This window comes from Maribacter sp., assembly GCF_016744255.1.
Classification (GTDB): domain Bacteria; phylum Bacteroidota; class Bacteroidia; order Flavobacteriales; family Flavobacteriaceae; genus Maribacter_B.
On sequence record NZ_JADGES010000069.1, the window covers coordinates 1 to 18610 of the forward strand.

Below are 18610 nucleotides of genomic sequence, written 5' to 3' on the forward strand. Positions count from 1 at the left end.
TCCTTTTCTGAATATGGTAACCCAAATGGTACTGTCTATTTTTTTTATTTCTTGTGCTTTCTGGTTTCGAAAGTACGTTTTAGTGTATTTCTCTGATGCAGGGAAAAAATAAACTCCTTTATTAAAGGAAGCCGCCCATATATTGCCTGTTTTATCTATAAAAGAAAAATGAGAATCTATATTTTCAGGAATATAATGTATTTGTGAAATGGAGTGATTGCATGTAAGTTTTCCAACAAAGTGAGACCCCGTAATTTGGGTTTCATTATTTACATTATGCAACCGCTGGTGTTTTATTGTTGGATATTTTAATGCGTCTTTAAAGTTTATCGTAAAGTGTTTTTTTTGGTTGAAATTTAGTAAAACAACTTTGTTGTTGTCAGAGACGTAATATATACTATCATTTAATTGTCCATTGGTTTTAGTATTACTATTGGTCAGTTGTAGTTCTGTTGGAGACCAAACAGGAGAATCATTTTTATCGAGAAAATGTAATGTTCTAAATTTTGTTCCCCATTCTATATTCTTTATTTCTGGATGTGCCAGTACTCTTTCAAAATTACGCTTTTTCAGAGGGTACTTTCTAAAAACGCTATCCTCTAAAACATAATAAGAATAATTACTATGAAAAGAGACACTATCTTTTGTCTGGCCGGTATTGTTAGAGGAAAATACCTCCCCTTTTTTAGAAGAAGGAAAAGAATAAACTATATCATTCTCAATATAACCTAGTTTTTCACTTTTAGACACATACCAGACTCTGTTATTCTTGGTTATTTTTATGTCCCAAATATCGTTGGTAGGTAAGCCATTTTGGGTGGTGAAGGTTTTAAAAATTTCACCATCGAATTTCACCATTCCTTTGTCTGTAATAAACCAAATAAACCCATTGTAATCTTGGGTAATTCGGTAGACATGATTACTAGGCAAACCATCACTAATACTATAGTTTTTATATTGTTGCCCAAAAGAAAAACTCCATACGAATACGAAAAGATATAAGATGTGGAGCTTTTTTGTTTTCAATTTTATTTCAATTTCACCTTGTGAAGATACTAGTTTTTATACTTATGTTAATCTATTTTTATCTGGACACACCATGTTCCAAAAATGGTATACGAGCGATTAACACTATCAAGGCTTTTCTATATATAAAATTCATAGAAATAGGAGCCTTTAGTAACACCATCGGTAATTCCCCAATTCCAAGATAGTGCTACTTATAAAAGGCTGTTATATCTGCGTAAAATAAATACAGCAGATACCTATAATAATAATTTTTATTTCAGTTAATCTAAGATTACTCCAAATGTTCCTGTATAATGACCTGTAATTATAACACCGTCTTGGTTCATAAAAGAATAATCCGCATCTATAGAGCTATTAGTTGGGTCGTTATTATCTATATTCACTTGATTAAGAGTTATGGTTGGAGCAACTACTCCTGCTGTATGAAAGGTTCCTATATTGTCATTACCCATCCCAAATTCTACAGAATTATTAATATAAGAAGGAGATAATGGATCTATTTGGGCTTCATGTATAATTACAGAGTCTTCTATGCTGGAAACAATATAAGTTGCTCCTGGCAAAGGAAAAGAGGAAGCTAAACTAGGGTTGTCACTTACAAGTACATTTAAAAAAACAAGTTTAGTAGTATTTGTAGAATACAAATAATCTCCCGAAGAACCATTTACATTGGCATCATTATCGAACATTCTTCCATCGGTAAAAAAGAAAGTATAACTGTCTGGAAAACCATCGGCATTGTCATCATCATCATCTATATTTACGTAGGCATTTTCTGTTTCAAAAAAGGTAGTATTATAGGTGAAACCATCCGTTGGGATACTGGTTGGCGTTACGGTATCATCATTATTGTCGCAACTAATTAATAAAGCTATAGTAATAATATAAAGTAGGTTTTTAGTAATTTTCATGATTGTTTAATTGTTAAAGATTTAAAGAATATTTGATTCATTGGGTTTAATTATGAAGTGCTATATAATTTCCAAAGCCAGCTGGGAAAGTATTTTCTAACACCAAGCTACCCGTAACGCTATTGTAAATATGTAATCCGTTTGTATCGGTTACATAAACATAAGTTCCATTGACTTCTACTCCACTTGCATTGTTCAATGGCTTACTATCTACCACAGTCATGGTATTTGTATCGACCATTTTAATACCGTCATAACTAGATTGTAAAGGTGCGTCTGGGCTCGCTTTCATACTAACAAAAGCATAACTGCCAGAAACTGCCATAGCCGTAGCATAACCATTTATGTCTACTTCTGATTCTACACTTAAAGTAGCTGCATTAAACTTCTTTAGTTTGCCATCTATAATGCTAGCAGCAAGTACCGTATTGTTACTCGTTCTTACCCAACTATGAAAGCTCCCGGGGTTATAAGAGTATGATGCTATATCTATGTCTTGTGTATTGGTAATATTAAGGTTTACAGGAGCATTTGTCAGTGTTGCATCTTGCTTATGAATCCCATTTACTTGATCAATCATAAATACATCGGTTCCCATTAAGGCTACGCTCATAGCATCTGAAATAGTTATTCTGTTGTAGTTAGAATTCGCCATATTTAGAATATGAAGCCCTCTATATTCATCCGTTATATAGGTGTAATTATCTACTTGAATAACGTCGGAAACTCGTCCGTAATCCGTGCCCTTAGCTATAGAACCAAAAATACTAGTGGTTGCTGGATCTGCAACATTTGCAAAACTTACAAAAGGGGCAACAGCATCAAAATAACCTATATAAGCAACACTAGATACTACATTTACATAATATGCAGTATTTGCTGTAATGGATTGTATTACGGTTGGTTGCGTAGGATTGCTAATATCTAGAACTTTTAAATCTGTTCCGTCTGTTATATAAGCATAATTTGCTATAGAAACTACTTTATCTATAGTAACGCAACTTAACGATTCTATGGTATAACTACCTTCTCCTAAAAACACACCTTCTAATCTAATTTTTACAGTATCGCCTACGTTACTACCGCCAATATCGGTAGTTAAAACAACGCTATTGTTATTAGGAAACGGAGACCCATTGATACTTAAGTAACTACCAGCTGTGGTATTCCAGTTTTGATCTAAACTAGAAGTGCTTCCAGTGGTAACAGCAAAAGAATAAAAATCTACAAAAGGCGATTGTGTAGAATACATATGGTAGTAATCCCCTTGAGGATGCCCAGTAACATATTCTACGACCATTTGACTATCATCAAAATAGAAATTTTCGGAACCATTGGTTGGTGCCCCATTATACTCTAGAAGATTATAATACATGCCTTGCTCTTCAATACTGCAAGGGTTAATTTCCGTGTCTATGTTTTGGTCCGTAGAGCAGCTACAGAATACAAAACATAGGATATATAAGTAAGGAATATATACTTTCATAGCAACTACGGATTAACTTCATCTATAACCACACAAAATTCTACTTCTATACCACTGGCGGTTACGTCATAACGAAACTCTTCTCCTACTGCTGTTCCTGCTCTTTGGCAAGTAACATTTACGGTTATATTTTGTCCGTTGTTTATGATTAAATCGCCTGTTCCTGTTCCATTAAGAGTAACAACATTTGTGGTGAATACCATACTAATATCATCCGTTTTGTAAATCTCAACAGCAGGAACACCTATACCACCATTATTTGGGTAATAGCCTGTAGTTAAACTTGCTTCTGGAATTAATGTTTGATCATTGTTTGATGTATCCAAATACGATAAACCTTCGTAATTACAGGCACTTGCATTAGTTGCATTGTTATCATCATTGTCACAGCTTAAAAAGCTTAAAGCTATGGTCAGTACTAAAATTAATTTCTTCATTTTTTTTAAGATTTAGGGTTATTATTTATATAGGTTAAAACATTTCATCAATAGTACCATCGCAATCCTCATCTATGCCATTGTTTGGAGCGTCTATAGCGTAAGGATGTATTTTTGAGTTGGTGTCATCACAATCTAGATTGTTAGGTACACCTTGTGCAGGGTCTTCTTTTTGGGATCCATAACCATCGCCATCTTCATCCATGTATAAAATCTCATAGTCTAAAATTCCGTTACAATTTTCGTCTGCTTCATTACCTGCTATTTCGTAGGCTAAAGGGTTAATCATAGGGTCATTATCATTACAATCTGCATTATTATTCACAAATCCATCAGGGAAGGCATCTCCTTCCATTAATTGAAAAACTTGAGAATCTGTTACATGTCCAAAACCATCCGCGTCGTTATCTCTATAAAGGGTTACTGCGTATATATCATCGCAATTATCATCGATTCCGTTATCTGCTATTTCTGGAGCAGTTATGTATACGGTATCATCATTATCATTACAATCTGTATAATTAGAGACATAGCCAGTTGGCTGTAATTCTTGGTATAGAGAAACATCTACATTTCCAAAAGTATCGCCATCTAAATCTTGGTACCAATACTGATTAGGATCATGCTCGGAACAACCAGGGCCAATAATGCATATAGCAAGAATCAACAAGGTGAAAGGAAGAATTTTTTTTAAAAAAATAGATTTCATAATCTAGGGGTTTAAGGGTTTTATATTTTGGTTTGATTTTAATTGGATATAGAAAAAAACGGCAATAGCAATAAGACATATTGCAATAAATTGAGAATGCGAAAGCACATTAGATACGATGTACCCTCTGTTATCTCCTCTAAAAATTTCTAATACTCCTCTGCCAAAGGCGTAAAGCATTAAATAGGTTAAAAATATTTGCCCGTTAAATTGTTGCCATCTTTTAATAGTTAATAGCAATACCATGATTATTAGTAATAGAGTAACTTCATAAAGCTGTGTTGGGTGTACAGTTATACCTTTACTAGCAGGAAAAATTATTCCTAAAGAACTGTCTGTACTAGAGCCATAGCAGCAACCAGCGTTAAAGCAACCAAAACGACCTATGGAATGGACAATAGTGGTTGTAACTGCTAAAATATCGAGCATTGGTAGTACAGGGATTTTATGTTTTTTTAGATACCAAATTATGTATGGTATTATGGTTATAAAAGAACCGTAGAAAACAAACCCACCAGAGAAATTATGAAGCATTTCACTTGGGTTATTATAAAAGTGAATAGGCCTTTCTAGGTAAAAAAAAACTTTACCGCCTACAAAGCCAGCGATAAAAATGGAATAGAAAAACCAATTGGGTAATTCTATAATTCCTAATTCTTTTTTTGCTCTCCACTTGGTATATAAGGAAGCTATAAAAGTTCCTAAAACTATACAAGTAGCATACGTAAAAAGAGTAACTTCTTCTCCAAAAATAGGCCATAAAAAACTAGGCAACTCAGCATTAAAAATTTTGGGATTCATTTTAGGTTCGGGTAAGTATTATTTGGGGTATTCTTTATATTTAATTTTTTAGCATAAAATTTTGTTCATTTAAAAAACAAACATTGTAGGTCAACATCAAATTAAATAATATTTACAATAGGTTGCATACGCAAATAAAGGAAGTGCTGGTTTCATTAAAGGAAACAATAGTTTTGTTCAAGGAGTAATTTTGTGGTTCATTATAAAAAAGGTGATTTTCAAATTTTTTGATACTTATAAAAAATGTAAAAACAAGAATTATCACAGGTTTTTTACTCTTGATTGAGAATAAATTAAAACAAATTATTTTATGAAATCTCTAGCATATAGTAAACTACCTCGAGGCAAGACCACGAGGCATTCGAAGGAAAACAACTCTAAAACTTAGAGGTAAGCCTCGGAGCATTTAAATCTAGATTATCGAGTAAAGAAGTATCTTCGCGCGGATGTGGATGTATTTGGGCCTTTTATCGGCATTATTTTTAGGATTACATAATTTATGTAAAAAGCATGCAGTACAAGGAAACGAGGTGTTTCCAGTCCTTTTAGGAACTACTACAGCAGGTTTTTTATTGCTATTACCTGTTTATATAAGTTCCTATTATTTTCCAGAATACACCAAAGAAATTGGTTTTTATATTAAAGATTTATCTTGGAGGTTACACGGTTTTATATTTATTAAATCCATGATTATGGCTTCTTCTTGGATTCTTGCTTACCAAGCATTAAAGCATCTACCAATTACGATAGTGACCCCAATACGTTCGGCAGGGCCTTTCTTTACGTTTATTGGGGCTATTTTTATATACCACGAAAAACCTAATCCGTGGCAATGGATAGGTTTTTTTCTAATTATTTTTTCTGTTTTACTCTATTCTAGAGTGGGTAAAAAAGAAGGAATTAATTTTAAAAGTAATAAATGGATATTTGCTATTATTGGTGCTACGTTTTTAGGAGCCTCTAGTGGTTTATATGATAAATTTTTAATTCAATACCAATCCCTGGCTCCACAAACCTTACAGTTTTGGTTTTGTTGGTATACCGTTCTTATTCTATTGGTAATACTACTAATCACTTGGTTTCCTAAAACAGAGAAAAGAAAGTATTTTACATGGCGCTGGAGTATTCCTGCTGTAGGAATCCTATTGCAAACGGCTGATTATTTTTATTTTAAAGCGTTGCAAGACCCAGACGCTTTAATTATGTTACTCTCTGCTATTAAAAGAAGTCAGATACTTATAGCTGTACTAATTGGTGGATTTATATTTAAGGAGAAAAACAAGCGTAAAAAACTGGTTCCTTTGATAGGGATATTAATCGGAGTTGCTTTAATATTATATTCTAATGCGGATGCATAAAAAACATCAATTTTATCTAATAATTTCGATATAAGGTTTTGTAATAAGCAACTCTCCGTTATTACTATAGTATTTGCTTTAAGCTTACTGTAAAATTAAAATGAAGTATCTAGGGGTTTATAATAGGGGTATGAAGCCCATCGGTACGAAAATGTACGATAAGGCATCTAACTTATTGTAAACAGGCTACTTATGTTATTGAAAATCGTCGCATTTAAACGATTCTTCTTGCCGTAAACAGTCATTATTCATAAAAAACGATCGTCTTTTGGAACATTGCGGGTACAACAATGCTAAAACGTACGCTAAGGAATATTTTTTAACTTTTCATTAACAATTCCTAGATTGCGCAATTTCCCTTTCAAGAATTTTTCTTCAATTTCAAAAGAATAATACCCCAACATATTTATATGTTTAAATATAAGAGGAGATAATCTTTTCAAATCCTCATCATTTAATGTAGCACCTTTAGTTTCTAAATATTCAATTGATTTTTGGATGTAGATGGAGTTCCACAAAATGACAGCGTTAGTTACCAGTCCTAGAGCTCCAAGTTGATTTTCTTGACCTTCTTTGTACCTTTTTCGAATCTCTCCGCGTTGCCCATAACATATTGCTCTGGCTACATTGTGCCTGCTTTCCCCTCGGTTAAGTTGGGTAAGAATCTTACGCCTATACTCTTGGCTATCGGTATAATTTAAAAGGTAAAGGGTTTTGTTGATGCGACCAACTTCTCTTATAGCCTTGGCTAAACCTGAAGGTCTGTCACTTTTGAGCAGGGTCTTCATTAATTCAGAAGCTCTAACTGTTCCCAATTTCAATGAACCGGCCATGCGCAGCATATCGTTCCAATTATCTTCTATTTGTGATACTTTAGCCATGCCTCTTGAAATATCATCGAGTGGTCCGTAATCCGAATTTTTATCGACTCTCCAAAAAACAGCTTCTCCGGCATCCGCCAATCTAGGAGAAAACTGATAACCAAGCAACCAAAACAGACCGAATACCATTTCGCTTGTACCCGCGGTATCGGTCATAATCTCTGTTGGCACTAAACTTGTTTGTTGTTCTAAAAAGCCATCCAAAATAAACATTGAATCCCTCAATGTGCCTGGTACGGCAATACCGTGAAATCCTGAAAATTGATCTGACATATAATTGTACCAAGTTATTCCACGATTAGCGCCAAAATATTTTCTATTGTACCCAGAATTGATTGTTTGAACTGGCGTAACAAAACGCATACCATCAGCAGATGCCACCATACCGCTTCCCCATTTATTGACCAATGAAAGTGTGGATTGGTAATCGACGAGTTTTGCATTTGATTTGGTCAACGTTTCTTCCCTAAAGTAATTTTGTTTCACCCAATTTAAACGATGTCGGGTCAATGCAGGAATATTATCTTTGACCAAGGGCTCTATCCCTATATTGCAAGCCTCGGCGATGAGTACTGCACATATACTAACTGTTAAATCTTTACTTCTGGAACTGGACTCACTCACATGACTAAAAGAATCAATAAAATTAGTATGTCCCTGTATTTCTAACAGAAGTTCTGTTAGGTCAACTTTGGGCAATAAGCTAAGAATAGATTCTTTTAAGGATTTTAAACTATCGGGTTCGACAAGTCTATCCAGTTTCTTTATGGTCAACGAAGGTTGATTTCCCGTAATATCCAAAGAGACAGAATCGTTGTCTTGAAAATTAGAAGCTACTTTTTTGTACGTGGCGTCAAGTTCCTTTACCAAGTTATCCACAGACTCTTTTCCGTTTTCAATGTGTCCCAGAGAAGCGCATATTTGATTTTTATTGTTTTCCCAGTAATTTTCCTTCAACAATTTCATTCTAGGGTCACCCCAGCGATCACCATTCTTAATATAGATGTCCCTACGTTTGAGAGCATCTAAAAAATGATTCAAAAAACATATGGTATAGCCTTTTTTTGATATGTTACCTTCCTCATCAAAAATCAATTTTTTCCATAAAGGCGTGATGATGTCTGCTGGAGGGTTCTCAAGAAATTTGCTTTTATCATATTGCAGACTGGCAAGAAAAAAGAATATATCAAGCAAGTTTTCGCCAGAAGGTGCAGCTTCGAACTCGATATCCTCGAATAATCTAGGTAGTATTTTTTTAATTTTCCCATATTGAGCTATCATTTCCTCCCAATAATCGCTGTTCTCTGGACGTGCCAATTCATTTACCGTGTCCATTGAATTTTCAATTAGGTCTTTAGACGCAACCTTATAGATTGATTTTCTAAGTTTCAAATCCGATATTTTCTCATCTAATACAAGCTTACTTACTTTAGCTAAAATAACCGCAGATCTGTCCAGATCCTTTAAAGTACGTAGTCTTTTCTTTTTACCGATTCGTTTAGCATTATTGACAATAGTAGTAACCAATAATTCTAGAACATCCAAAGCGTCGTCCAATGCCGTAACTTCATATATCTTGACAAAGACTACAAGTACTGCTACGCGTCTTTGCTCTGGCATTCTACCAATTCTATAAGCAGATGTAATAGATGCGTGTTTTGCAAATTGCCTTATTTTTATGGGAGGTATCCCTTGAAAATCTAGCTCCCCAATTCCAAAAGAACGCAGACCTTGATAACGTTTTAAGGCTTTTATAAAGGATGTGCTACTTATTCTTACAGGTCCTTTTCGATAATAATCAAACCAAGATGTTTGCATTGGTTCGGAAATTTCCAATAAATCGTTCAGTCTTGATTTCTGGGATATAGAAGGAAGGTCTGCCAGTTTCTTCCATAAAGTTTCGAACGCCCTTTGACGAATTTCCCCTATCAATCTTGTTAGGGTTGTTGCCCCGGGGAGTAGTACTTTATTTTTCACCAACCATGATGTCGCCAAATCGAACAAGAGATTGGGTCTTTCATCACTAATCCATGCCCGAAGATAAATTAGTCTGGTCAATCTAAATGACAAATGGCCTTTGGTATACTCTCGATAGTTATATTGTTTTTTAATCAAGGTACGGTGTTCCCGTATAGTCGTCTCCCTTTTACCGTATGATCGTAATATTGTTATGCTACCAAAAGATAATTGTTCTGCAACAAATTCTTTTACCGTATCGGGAACTTCGGAGAGATCATTGAGAAATGTACCCAAAAAACGAACACAGGTCAATTGAAGCGCTACTCCCAACTTATTGGCATTGCCCCTTCGTTTTTGAATAAATTCTAAATCCAAATTGTCCAATGTAAAATATTTGGAAATCTGATTTTCGTTAAGAATCTCAGGGAATTTTTCATAATTTTTTCTCTGCTCTTGGGTTAAAATTTCATTTGACATTAGATGTGTGTTAGGTTATTTATTCAAAAAAATCTTGTTATTTGAAATAGTGCATTTTGGGTATACTTCTTTGCCATCATCAATCTGCTGGTGCAATAATATTTATAAACAATGTATATTGCACTATTTTCACGAAACCATTTATAATGCACTTATGAGAGTATATGGATATTTAAGAGCATCAACCAAATTTCAAGATGCTGAAAGGGCGAAGAATGAACTTAAATACTTTGCCAAGAAAAAGGGAATCAAAGTCTCTTTTTGGTTTACCGAGAACGAGACCGGTAGCAAATTGAACCGCCCCGAACTGTTCAGATTATTGGAAATTACGGAGCCTGGAGATGTACTGCTTGTAGAACAAATCGATAGGATAAGCAGGTTGAACGGTAAGGATTGGGAAACCTTGAAATCGGTCATTGCGGACAAGGGCATCAAAATTGTCTCATTGGACTTACCCACGAGCCACAGGCTCATCGACAGCTCGGACGAATTTACCGAAAGGATGTTGTCGGCAATCAATGCGATGTTGCTCGATATGCTCGCGGCAGTTGCCCGTAAAGACTATGAAGACAGGAAACGTCGGCAGACCCAAGGGGTGCAAAATGCCAAGCAGCAGGGGAAATACAGGGGTCGCCCCGAGAACATCGTATTACAGAACAAAATTGAGGGTCTGCTAAGGGATGGTAAAAGTTACAATTACATCCAGAGCTTATTGGGCTGTTCCCGACATACTATATCCAAGGTCAACAAGCGTATCAAAAACAAGAATTATGTGACTTGAACAAATCTCAAATTATTCATGACTAGATGCAAATTTGTTCTTGTTTATCTTTCGACTTGAAACAGATAAGGAAATTGACGGACAGATAAAAGAAAGGTTATCATAAGAACTACGCGATTTTATTTATGTAATGTTCTTCTAAGCTGGTAAAAAAAACGCTCTAGCAATCTTAAATCCTCGGTTATAATATCAGCTGTACCGCTCATTTCTTGTTTAAATTCTATTTTTTTATTATAACTGGAAATTAGTTTGTCAGGCAGGGAAACATTCAACAGATAGAAACCTTTTTTATCTGGGGTAAGGGAAATTGACGACACGAGACCCTTTAAAACTCCAAATTCATTTTCAGGGTAATTTTGCAATTTAATGTTAACTTTTTGACCAATTTTTATCTTTCCAGAGTTAAGAGCGACCACCTTTAATTTAGCTAAATAATGCTTGTTGTTTTTTGGAATAATGGTAAATACCAAATCATCTTGATTAACTGTTTGATTATTACTCCAAAAGTTCAGAAAAGATACCTTACCATTAATTTCGGTTTTAAGGACATATAGGTTTTCCCAATCGCTGACTGCTTTTTTTAATTGATTGTAAGACTGTAGCGAATTACGCAGCAATTTAGCCTCTTGGGTAGTGCGGGTTATTTCAGTTCCTTTTGAGTTTTGATTAGCATTGGCAATTGCTTCACGAGTTTGTGAAATAGACACCTTTAAATTCTCTAACTCTTTAGCAACATTAAGTAGTTCTAATTGATTGTTTTCATAATCGAATTGAGAAATAACCCCTTTATCTAAAAGTAACTTATTTCGGGCTAAATTATTCCGCTTTAGTTTCAGTTCAGATTCGTTTAATCGATATTGAGATTGCATGTTCTGTATACGAACTTTAAGCTCATTTATTGAAACTTGATTAGCCCAAGCTTCATTATAGAAAGGTCTTAAAGATTTATTGAGTTTATACTCTGAATAATTATTCTCAAATGCGGCGTAAGCCTCTTCTATTTCTCCTAAAAGAAGAATAGGCATTTCATGAATGGGGAATTCGATTATTTTTCCTTTAATCTTAAGGGTGTCCAAAATTGATTTTAAATAATATACATCTTCAGTATTCGCCGAATTATTAATTACAGCCAATATCTTATTCTTTTCGACGATTTGTGATTCTTGCACATAAATGGAGTCTAACTTTCCTGTTACACGAGCAAATTCCTTTTGAGGAGGGATTTCAGTAGTAATCAACACCTCTCCCTCAATTATATCAGGATATTTTATCAACCAACTAATACTCAATACTAATAAAATTAGGGCAAAAAAGAGGGTGCTTCCCCACCGAAGCATCCAATTTGGAATTTGGGAAAGAATTTCTTGAACATCTTCACTTCTTAAATCTATATCATCTAATTTCTTTGACATTTAGCTCCCTAATTGTAATTGATTTTTCACTAAACCAAAATAGAACCCCTTTTTGTTGGTTAGTTGGGAATGGGTTCCAATTTCTACTATCATCCCTTTATCCAATACGATAATTTGATCTGCATTGATTACTGTGCTTAAGCGATGGGCAATAGTAAGTACTGTTTTGTTTTTGAAAAAAATATTTAATTTTTCCATAATAATTTTTTCGTTATTAGTATCCAAAGCGCTCGTTGCTTCATCAAAAAAGAGAAAACTAGGATTTTTATAAACAGCTCTCGCTATTAATAACCGTTGCTTCTGACCAGTGCTTAACCCTACACCTTCCATTCCAATTTTAGTATTATATGATAGCGGTAAAGATTCAATAAAAATTTTTATATTGGCTATATCTACAGCATTAGCTAATTTTTTTTTGTCTATATAATTGTTTCCTACTGCAATATTGTTAGAAATAGTATCATTAAAAATATAGCCCTCTTGCATCACAACTCCACATTCATCTCTCCATGCTTTTTGTGAAATATTTTTTAATTTATAATTACCATAATTAATCTCTCCTTCTTCAGGACTATAAAATTTCAACAATAACTTCATTAGAGTTGTTTTACCCGACCCACTTACCCCTACTATTGCAGTAACCTTGTTTGCAGGTATTTCAAAATTTAAATTTCTGAGTACAAATTGTTCAGAACCAATATATCTAAAAGAAGCGTTAGAAAATTTAAAAGCCAAATTAGTAGAAAACTCAGTCACACTTTGTTCTGCAAATGGTTCTTCATCTTTTTTATTATGTATTTCAGATAACCTTTCTAAACTTATTTTAGCATCTTGAAATTCGCGCACAAAATCAATCAATTGAGCTATAGGCGAATTTAATTGACCTACTATATAACTTATAGCCAACATCATTCCTAATGTAATCTGTCCATCAATAACCAGTTTGGCGGATAAATATGTAATGAATATATTTTTTACTTCGTTTATAAACTGAGAACCCACATTCTGATATTGTTCCAGAGCCAAGCCATCTATAGAAACTTTAAACAACTTAGCTTGAACAGATTCCCATGCCCATCTTTTTTGCTTTTCCGCGTTGTGTAACTTTATTTCTTGCATTCCGCTAATCATCTCAATTACCTTACTTTGTTCCTCACTCAAATGTGAAAACCTTTTATAATCAAGATCTCTTCTTTTTTTTAAAAAAACAATTACCCATAAGAAGTATAGCAAACTTCCAATAATAAAAACCACAAAGATTCTCAAATCATAATAGGCTAAGACCAAACTAAAAACAATGAAAGTTATCAAGGAAAAAAGCACATTTAAAGAAGAATTGGTAATAATCTTTTCTATTCTTTCGTGATCATTGATACGTTGCATTATATCTCCTGTTATTCTAGTATCAAAAAATGCAATTGGCAAATTCATTAATTTGAGAAAGAAGTCCGATATTAAGGAAATATTTATTCGAGTGCTTAAGTGCAACAATATCCAACTTCTCACAACTTCAATAGATGTTCTACCAATAAACAATGCTAATTGAGCAAATAATATTAAGTTAATAAAATGGATGTCTTGATTTTGAATGCCAACATCCACAATACTTTGAGTAAGAAAAGGGAAAATAAGTTGTAGCAAACTAGCAGCAAATAGTCCAATAATTAATTGCCATACAAAGGGTTTATAGCGTAAAAGGTATTTGGACATGAATGAAAACCCGAGATTTTTTTCGGTGCTTTCAAAATCTACCTCGTATAATCTTGGTGTAGGTTCTAATAAAAGCGCTATACCTTCCTCTGTTCTATAATTTGAATTAAATCCAATCCACAAGTTTAAAAATTCTTTGCCACTATATTCCAACAACCCATGTCCAGGATCTGAAACATAAAAAACATCTTTCTTGATTTTATAGAGAACTACAAAATGATTCTTGTTCCAATGTATGATACAGGGTAGAGGTATATCTTTCAATTTCTCTACAGACAACTTTACAGCTGTGCTTCTAAACCCAATTTTTTCAGAAGCTTGACTTAAACCTAATAAACTACTTCCTGTTCTAGTGTTTTCGGTTAATTTTCTTAATATCTCAATTGAAATATTTTTTTTATAAAAAGCAGCAATCATTCTAATGCAGGTAGGTCCGCAATCTCTAAAATCAGCTTGTTTATAGTTTATAAAACTTCTCATAATTTCTTTGAGGATTAACTTATCTATGATTCTTTAAATCTTAATTCAGTATCAATGTAAGTTTATACATCTTGTCCAGTCTGTATCGATTTTATTATCCATTGTCAAAAGAACTAATCCCAAACCTGCTGATCCATTTAAAAGATTAATCTCATTTATATACTTATTATCATTATCACAGAAAGATTCAAACTTTTGGAAATCACTTGTTTGGTTTGTTAAAATATTGTACCAATGTTTTATTTCGAAGCTATAATCTTCACTCTTTGTTTTCCTTAAATAGTATTGCAAAATTATACCGCTTGACCCATGGCAAATCGCAAAATCTTTCACACCAGAATCTATAAATGAAATTTGTTTAGTATTGTTTATTAGATGTATACCTTCGTTTAAAAGTGTTTTATTCTTTAAAAATAGCCCTGTGTTATAAATTGAGTTTCCAATACATAGATCTCCTTGACACCAACCTAAGCGAGCGTCTTTAATATTACCATTATCAATATCTATGAAATTTGGATACATGTGAATCGATCCTAAAGAAAAATCTTTCTGTCTGTATCTATACATAAAAGCTGTTATCTTGTCCAGATAAGTATCGACATTTATTATCTTTCTTTTTAGGGACTTTTTGAGATATACAAGAAAATTTAAATAACCAGATATACCATGAGCAATTCCAAAATATAGAGACCTAACATTCTGTTGCTCATTTACTATAAAAATGTTCTCAATATTTTTATCAATTCTAGACAAAAGTATTTTAGTAAATTGAACTAAAATACTCTCTACTTCTTCCTTTTTAGTACTGTTATATCTTTCAATAAAGTACATGGCTATTCCTAAAGCGCCATGAAGAAAATCATAATCATTCTTTTCTGAATGAAAAATTAATTCTTTGGACAAGAGATTATCGAGTGAATCAAAGTAATCATCCCCTATATCAATTGAATCCTCTTGAAGTGTTGTCAGTAAATATCCATATCCTCCAATACCAGTACATAAAGATGCATTGAAAGCATTCTCCGCCATCAAACTATTAATTCTTTCTATTGTTGATATAAGTTTAGTCTGATATTTTCTTTCTAAATTAAGGCTATATAAATATTTATAAAATATTGCAATTCCAGAAAGCCCGTCATGAAGTCCAATCCTATTTTCACTTTGGGCCGAATCCCATACATGCTTTTCAATTCTATCAATAATATTATTCATGTATTTTTTAATTGCATTGAGGCAATTCTATTTTTTTTTCATTAAGTATAAAGTTATTTTTCATCCAAAATAATTTATTTGCATCGTCATTTTTAGGCCGAGACATGGTGTAAAGTGGTTGTTTAATTCTAGATACGTTTAAGCTATTTATTTCTGTTGATAATAAATCAGTTGTAGTAAAATAAATATTCTGTGCTATATTGGGATCAGACTTTGATGTAGATGTTGTTTTCTCAGTAATATGGCTATGAAAAATATAATAAAAATCGCCTGTTTTTTTATAAGTGAAAACAACATTAAAAGAACGCTCTACGGTTTTATCTTTGTTTTTCTTTAAATCAAAGGGTTTTTGAATTACACAATGATCGTATTTTAATATTGCGAAGGATTCTGTATCTATATATATAATGCCTGATGATGATTTTACTCCGCCATAACTGGTTGAAAACCCCCCAGGGTTTTTGTTAACAAAATTAATTTTATAAACCTTTCTTCCATCATAGTTAACAATATTTTTTTTTAACAATTCGAATGAAGAAGTTCTATATAGGATGTTTGCTTTGCTTAAAATCACACCTCTATTAAATGCAAAAACCATATCACCAAATTTATCCCAATAAGAATCTACCATTTTATCAACACCTATAGCTTGTTGTTGTTTTGAAACCCCGAACATTTTACGATCTGGAGTGTTCGAGCCTTTCATTCCATTCGAATTATATGTGTCAATTATTGCTTCTTCCCCTTTTATCACTTCACTGTTCTCACTACTCAGACGTCGGAAGTAAAATTGTTGATTATACGGTTTTTGAAAATAGTTTGTTATGAGTTTTTCCTGAGCTTTAATTATGATTTCTTCGGCAGTAAATTGTCTAGCTTTTCCCGAAACTGTAACTTCATCCAAGTTAATAATATTGTAATTTTTCTCTTTAAGCCTTATATAGTTTTCTTTTAATTTTTCTAAATTAAAATTCTCTATCGTGTCATTTTCATAACCCATTGCCGAGACTACTATTTTTCCTTTTAGCCCTTCTTTTGGAATATGTATTTTAAACCTACCCCTCTTATTGGACAAAACAATCTTGTTAGTATTTAATAAGGATATTTCAGCATTTGGTATTCCTTCATCATTTGCTAAATCTAAAACCTTGCCTTTTACAAACAATGGGGTTTTTAAATTCTTCAAATATGAAGGTTTTCCGTATTCTCTAATTTCAGGGGGATAAGATGTTTTTATAAAAACAAGACCATCGAAAATGGCTTCCCAATTTGCCTCCAAAGGCAAATTGCCTAAAGCAGAACAATAATAGTATTTGGGTTCAATATTGGTCAATTCTATAAATGCCTTTTCTAAATTTAAAGTAGTTAACTCCTTTTCTATGCTATTTTCTGGTGGTGCTAAAAAAGGATAGGGCTTCTCTCCTGCTACCCCCCATTCACCATCATAAGAAGAGAAAGCAATGCTGTACATTTCGTCTTTAAAATGTTCTTTTAAGATTTCACCCATAGGCACCCCCCCCTCCAAAAGCTTATATCCTTGTCCTTTTATATAATCTGATGGTTCACCATTGGCTACATTTAATGAGTCTTGAGTTTTTAAATACGTTTCACTGAGGTCGGTAAATTTAATTTTGTTGATATTTTTTCCAAAATGATACGATGCACCCCAGCATATAATTTTCTCATTTGCATACATGTCTGCCAAAAAGATTAAGTTATTGGCTATTTGCGCATCCCTTGGGTTTTGTACAAAAATCTTTTGTTTTTGTTGTTTTTTAATTTCAAACGAAACGTCTGATACTTGACTTATGAAAGTCTGTTCTATCATTTTTTCGTGAAAATTGGGATTTTGAATACTGTTTAAATGATTGGTAACTAATTCAAATTTCTTATATAATGCTATAGAATCATTTTTATTTATTGCTTCATTTTCTATATCTTTTAATACCAATCCTTTTTCTAAACTATTAAAAATATGCTCATCAAGGGTTATCTTGTGTTTCTTGAATGTGTTTCTTAAATCAGGAAGGAAATTATCATTAAAAATAGAGCCCTCCAGGCTATCAAACCCCAACAACCTTATAGTATCTTTTAGTTTTGCTCTTTCATCTATGTAATTATATAAATTCTGAACAGCTTCAGTATTAGACCAAATATTATCTACTTCATTATCTAGAATCGATGCTTCATCATTTTTACTATTTGCATAGTTTTTAAAAGCGGTATAATTATCATAAAATCCGCTTTCCAAAACAATAATATTATATCCTAGGTTTTCATGTAAATATTTCACTATTTTAACCTTTTCGTCAAAGGTTGCACCATCTCCATGGGTTTGTTCGCCTAATAGTACCAGTCTTTTGTTATCTACAATAGAATTTAAAAAAGAATACGGTTCTTGGCCTTCTATACTAATTGCTTTTTGAGCAAGAATATTTTTGGGTAAAAGGAAAACAGCAATTAAAAAGAAAAAAAATGATTTCATTATAAAATAATTATAGATAAAATGACTTTAAAGTTATAGGAAAAAAAAAGAAGTGCCCTTAATTTAAGAACTCTTCTTTTAATTTGTTGGCTTTAAGTAAAAAACTACATTTGACCTCTTAGAGATATTTTTCTGTAAGCTTTACGTGCTTTACATCTTCTTCCAATTGTTGTAAATCCACCTTTAACAGTTGACTGTTCTTTCTTTGTTAAAACGTTTACGTTTAAGTTTTTCAGTTCTAATTTTTTCATGATTTTTTGTTCAAATTAATAATAATTGTAAAAAAAACAAGAAAAAGACTACGGAAATACTTGTAATCAATTTCTAAGATAGTGTAAGTACGGATTTAGTTCCTTAGATTTTTAACAACGAATGCTAAAATGATATTAAGCTATTTTAGGAGACTTTCGAAGGGCTTTTCTTAATTTACACCTTCTTCCAATTGTTGTAAATCCACCTTTAACTGTGGACTGTTCTTTTTC

At 32.9% G+C, this 18610-nt stretch carries 14 protein-coding genes; 2 read left to right on the top strand and 12 right to left on the bottom strand.

The annotated features are described in order from the left end of the window. From QZZ51_RS11760 to QZZ51_RS11785, 6 genes are all read right to left on the bottom strand, one after another. On the bottom strand, nucleotides 1–1026 hold a 1026-nt coding region (locus tag QZZ51_RS11760), incomplete at its 3' end, for a two-component regulator propeller domain-containing protein (RefSeq protein ID WP_291869863.1). A 263-nt stretch (nucleotides 1027–1289) separates the two neighbouring features. Next, nucleotides 1290–1940 (bottom strand): hypothetical protein, encoded by a 651-nt coding sequence (locus tag QZZ51_RS11765; RefSeq protein WP_291869864.1) that lies wholly within the window; start codon nucleotides 1938–1940, stop codon nucleotides 1290–1292. A 46-nt stretch (nucleotides 1941–1986) separates the two neighbouring features. Further along, entirely contained in the window at nucleotides 1987–3426 is a 1440-nt protein-coding gene (locus tag QZZ51_RS11770; RefSeq protein WP_291869866.1) for a hypothetical protein, read from the bottom strand. Between the two features lie 5 nt (nucleotides 3427–3431). Next, nucleotides 3432–3863: a hypothetical protein gene (locus tag QZZ51_RS11775; protein ID WP_291869868.1), complete on the bottom strand. Its 432-nt coding sequence runs from the start codon at nucleotides 3861–3863 to the stop codon at nucleotides 3432–3434. Nucleotides 3864–3897: 34 nt separating this feature from the next. Further along, nucleotides 3898–4572 (bottom strand): putative metal-binding motif-containing protein, encoded by a 675-nt coding sequence (locus QZZ51_RS11780; RefSeq protein ID WP_291869869.1) that lies wholly within the window; start codon nucleotides 4570–4572, stop codon nucleotides 3898–3900. Nucleotides 4573–4575: 3 nt separating this feature from the next. Further along, nucleotides 4576–5373 carry a prolipoprotein diacylglyceryl transferase family protein gene (locus QZZ51_RS11785; protein ID WP_291869871.1) on the bottom strand — a complete coding sequence of 266 codons (798 nt, stop codon included), beginning with the start codon at nucleotides 5371–5373 and terminating at the stop codon, nucleotides 4576–4578. A gap of 446 nt (nucleotides 5374–5819) precedes the next feature. Between QZZ51_RS11785 and QZZ51_RS11790 the strand changes: the two genes are divergently transcribed. Next, the gene (locus QZZ51_RS11790) at nucleotides 5820–6731 is read left to right on the top strand and encodes an EamA family transporter (protein WP_291869873.1); all 912 of its coding nucleotides are present in this window, start codon (nucleotides 5820–5822) and stop codon (nucleotides 6729–6731) included. A 305-nt stretch (nucleotides 6732–7036) separates the two neighbouring features. On the opposite strand, the gene QZZ51_RS11795 is transcribed toward QZZ51_RS11790, so the two are convergent. After that, a complete protein-coding gene (locus tag QZZ51_RS11795; protein WP_291869876.1) occupies nucleotides 7037–10048 on the bottom strand; it encodes a Tn3 family transposase in 3012 nt (1003 codons plus the stop codon). Between the two features lie 154 nt (nucleotides 10049–10202). Between QZZ51_RS11795 and QZZ51_RS11800 the strand changes: the two genes are divergently transcribed. Continuing rightward, nucleotides 10203–10829, top strand: coding sequence for a recombinase family protein (locus QZZ51_RS11800; protein ID WP_291869878.1), 627 nt, complete (start codon nucleotides 10203–10205; stop codon nucleotides 10827–10829). A 119-nt stretch (nucleotides 10830–10948) separates the two neighbouring features. On the opposite strand, the gene QZZ51_RS11805 is transcribed toward QZZ51_RS11800, so the two are convergent. From QZZ51_RS11805 to QZZ51_RS11825, 5 genes are all read right to left on the bottom strand, one after another. Further along, nucleotides 10949–12241 (bottom strand): HlyD family efflux transporter periplasmic adaptor subunit, encoded by a 1293-nt coding sequence (locus QZZ51_RS11805; RefSeq protein WP_291869880.1) that lies wholly within the window; start codon nucleotides 12239–12241, stop codon nucleotides 10949–10951. Then, nucleotides 12242–14431, bottom strand: a complete 2190-nt coding sequence (locus QZZ51_RS11810) for a peptidase domain-containing ABC transporter (RefSeq protein ID WP_291869881.1) — start codon at nucleotides 14429–14431, stop codon at nucleotides 12242–12244. 51 nt (nucleotides 14432–14482) lie between these two features. Then, the gene (locus QZZ51_RS11815) at nucleotides 14483–15643 is read right to left on the bottom strand and encodes a lanthionine synthetase LanC family protein (protein WP_291869883.1); all 1161 of its coding nucleotides are present in this window, start codon (nucleotides 15641–15643) and stop codon (nucleotides 14483–14485) included. Nucleotides 15644–15650: 7 nt separating this feature from the next. Next, nucleotides 15651–18128 carry an erythromycin esterase family protein gene (locus QZZ51_RS11820; RefSeq protein ID WP_291869885.1) on the bottom strand — a complete coding sequence of 826 codons (2478 nt, stop codon included), beginning with the start codon at nucleotides 18126–18128 and terminating at the stop codon, nucleotides 15651–15653. 104 nt (nucleotides 18129–18232) lie between these two features. Next, on the bottom strand, nucleotides 18233–18379 hold the full coding sequence (locus QZZ51_RS11825) for a hypothetical protein (RefSeq protein WP_291869887.1): 147 nt from the start codon (nucleotides 18377–18379) through the stop codon (nucleotides 18233–18235). Nucleotides 18380–18610: the final 231 nt, after the last annotated feature.

Excerpts from the sequence above, each read along its gene's own strand:
- QZZ51_RS11765 (WP_291869864.1), bottom strand. The coding sequence starts at position 1,940 with ATGAAAATTACTAAAAACCTACTTTATATTATTACTATAGCTTTATTA.
- QZZ51_RS11770 (WP_291869866.1), bottom strand. The coding sequence starts at position 3,426 with ATGAAAGTATATATTCCTTACTTATATATCCTATGTTTTGTATTCTGT.
- QZZ51_RS11775 (WP_291869868.1), bottom strand. The coding sequence starts at position 3,863 with ATGAAGAAATTAATTTTAGTACTGACCATAGCTTTAAGCTTTTTAAGC.
- QZZ51_RS11780 (WP_291869869.1), bottom strand. The coding sequence starts at position 4,572 with ATGAAATCTATTTTTTTAAAAAAAATTCTTCCTTTCACCTTGTTGATT.
- QZZ51_RS11785 (WP_291869871.1), bottom strand. The coding sequence starts at position 5,373 with ATGAATCCCAAAATTTTTAATGCTGAGTTGCCTAGTTTTTTATGGCCT.
- QZZ51_RS11790 (WP_291869873.1), top strand. The coding sequence starts at position 5,820 with ATGTGGATGTATTTGGGCCTTTTATCGGCATTATTTTTAGGATTACAT.
- QZZ51_RS11795 (WP_291869876.1), bottom strand. The coding sequence starts at position 10,048 with ATGTCAAATGAAATTTTAACCCAAGAGCAGAGAAAAAATTATGAAAAA.
- QZZ51_RS11800 (WP_291869878.1), top strand. The coding sequence starts at position 10,203 with ATGAGAGTATATGGATATTTAAGAGCATCAACCAAATTTCAAGATGCT.
- QZZ51_RS11805 (WP_291869880.1), bottom strand. The coding sequence starts at position 12,241 with ATGTCAAAGAAATTAGATGATATAGATTTAAGAAGTGAAGATGTTCAA.
- QZZ51_RS11810 (WP_291869881.1), bottom strand. The coding sequence starts at position 14,431 with ATGAGAAGTTTTATAAACTATAAACAAGCTGATTTTAGAGATTGCGGA.
- QZZ51_RS11815 (WP_291869883.1), bottom strand. The coding sequence starts at position 15,643 with ATGAATAATATTATTGATAGAATTGAAAAGCATGTATGGGATTCGGCC.
- QZZ51_RS11820 (WP_291869885.1), bottom strand. The coding sequence starts at position 18,128 with ATGAAATCATTTTTTTTCTTTTTAATTGCTGTTTTCCTTTTACCCAAA.
- QZZ51_RS11825 (WP_291869887.1), bottom strand. The coding sequence starts at position 18,379 with ATGAAAAAATTAGAACTGAAAAACTTAAACGTAAACGTTTTAACAAAG.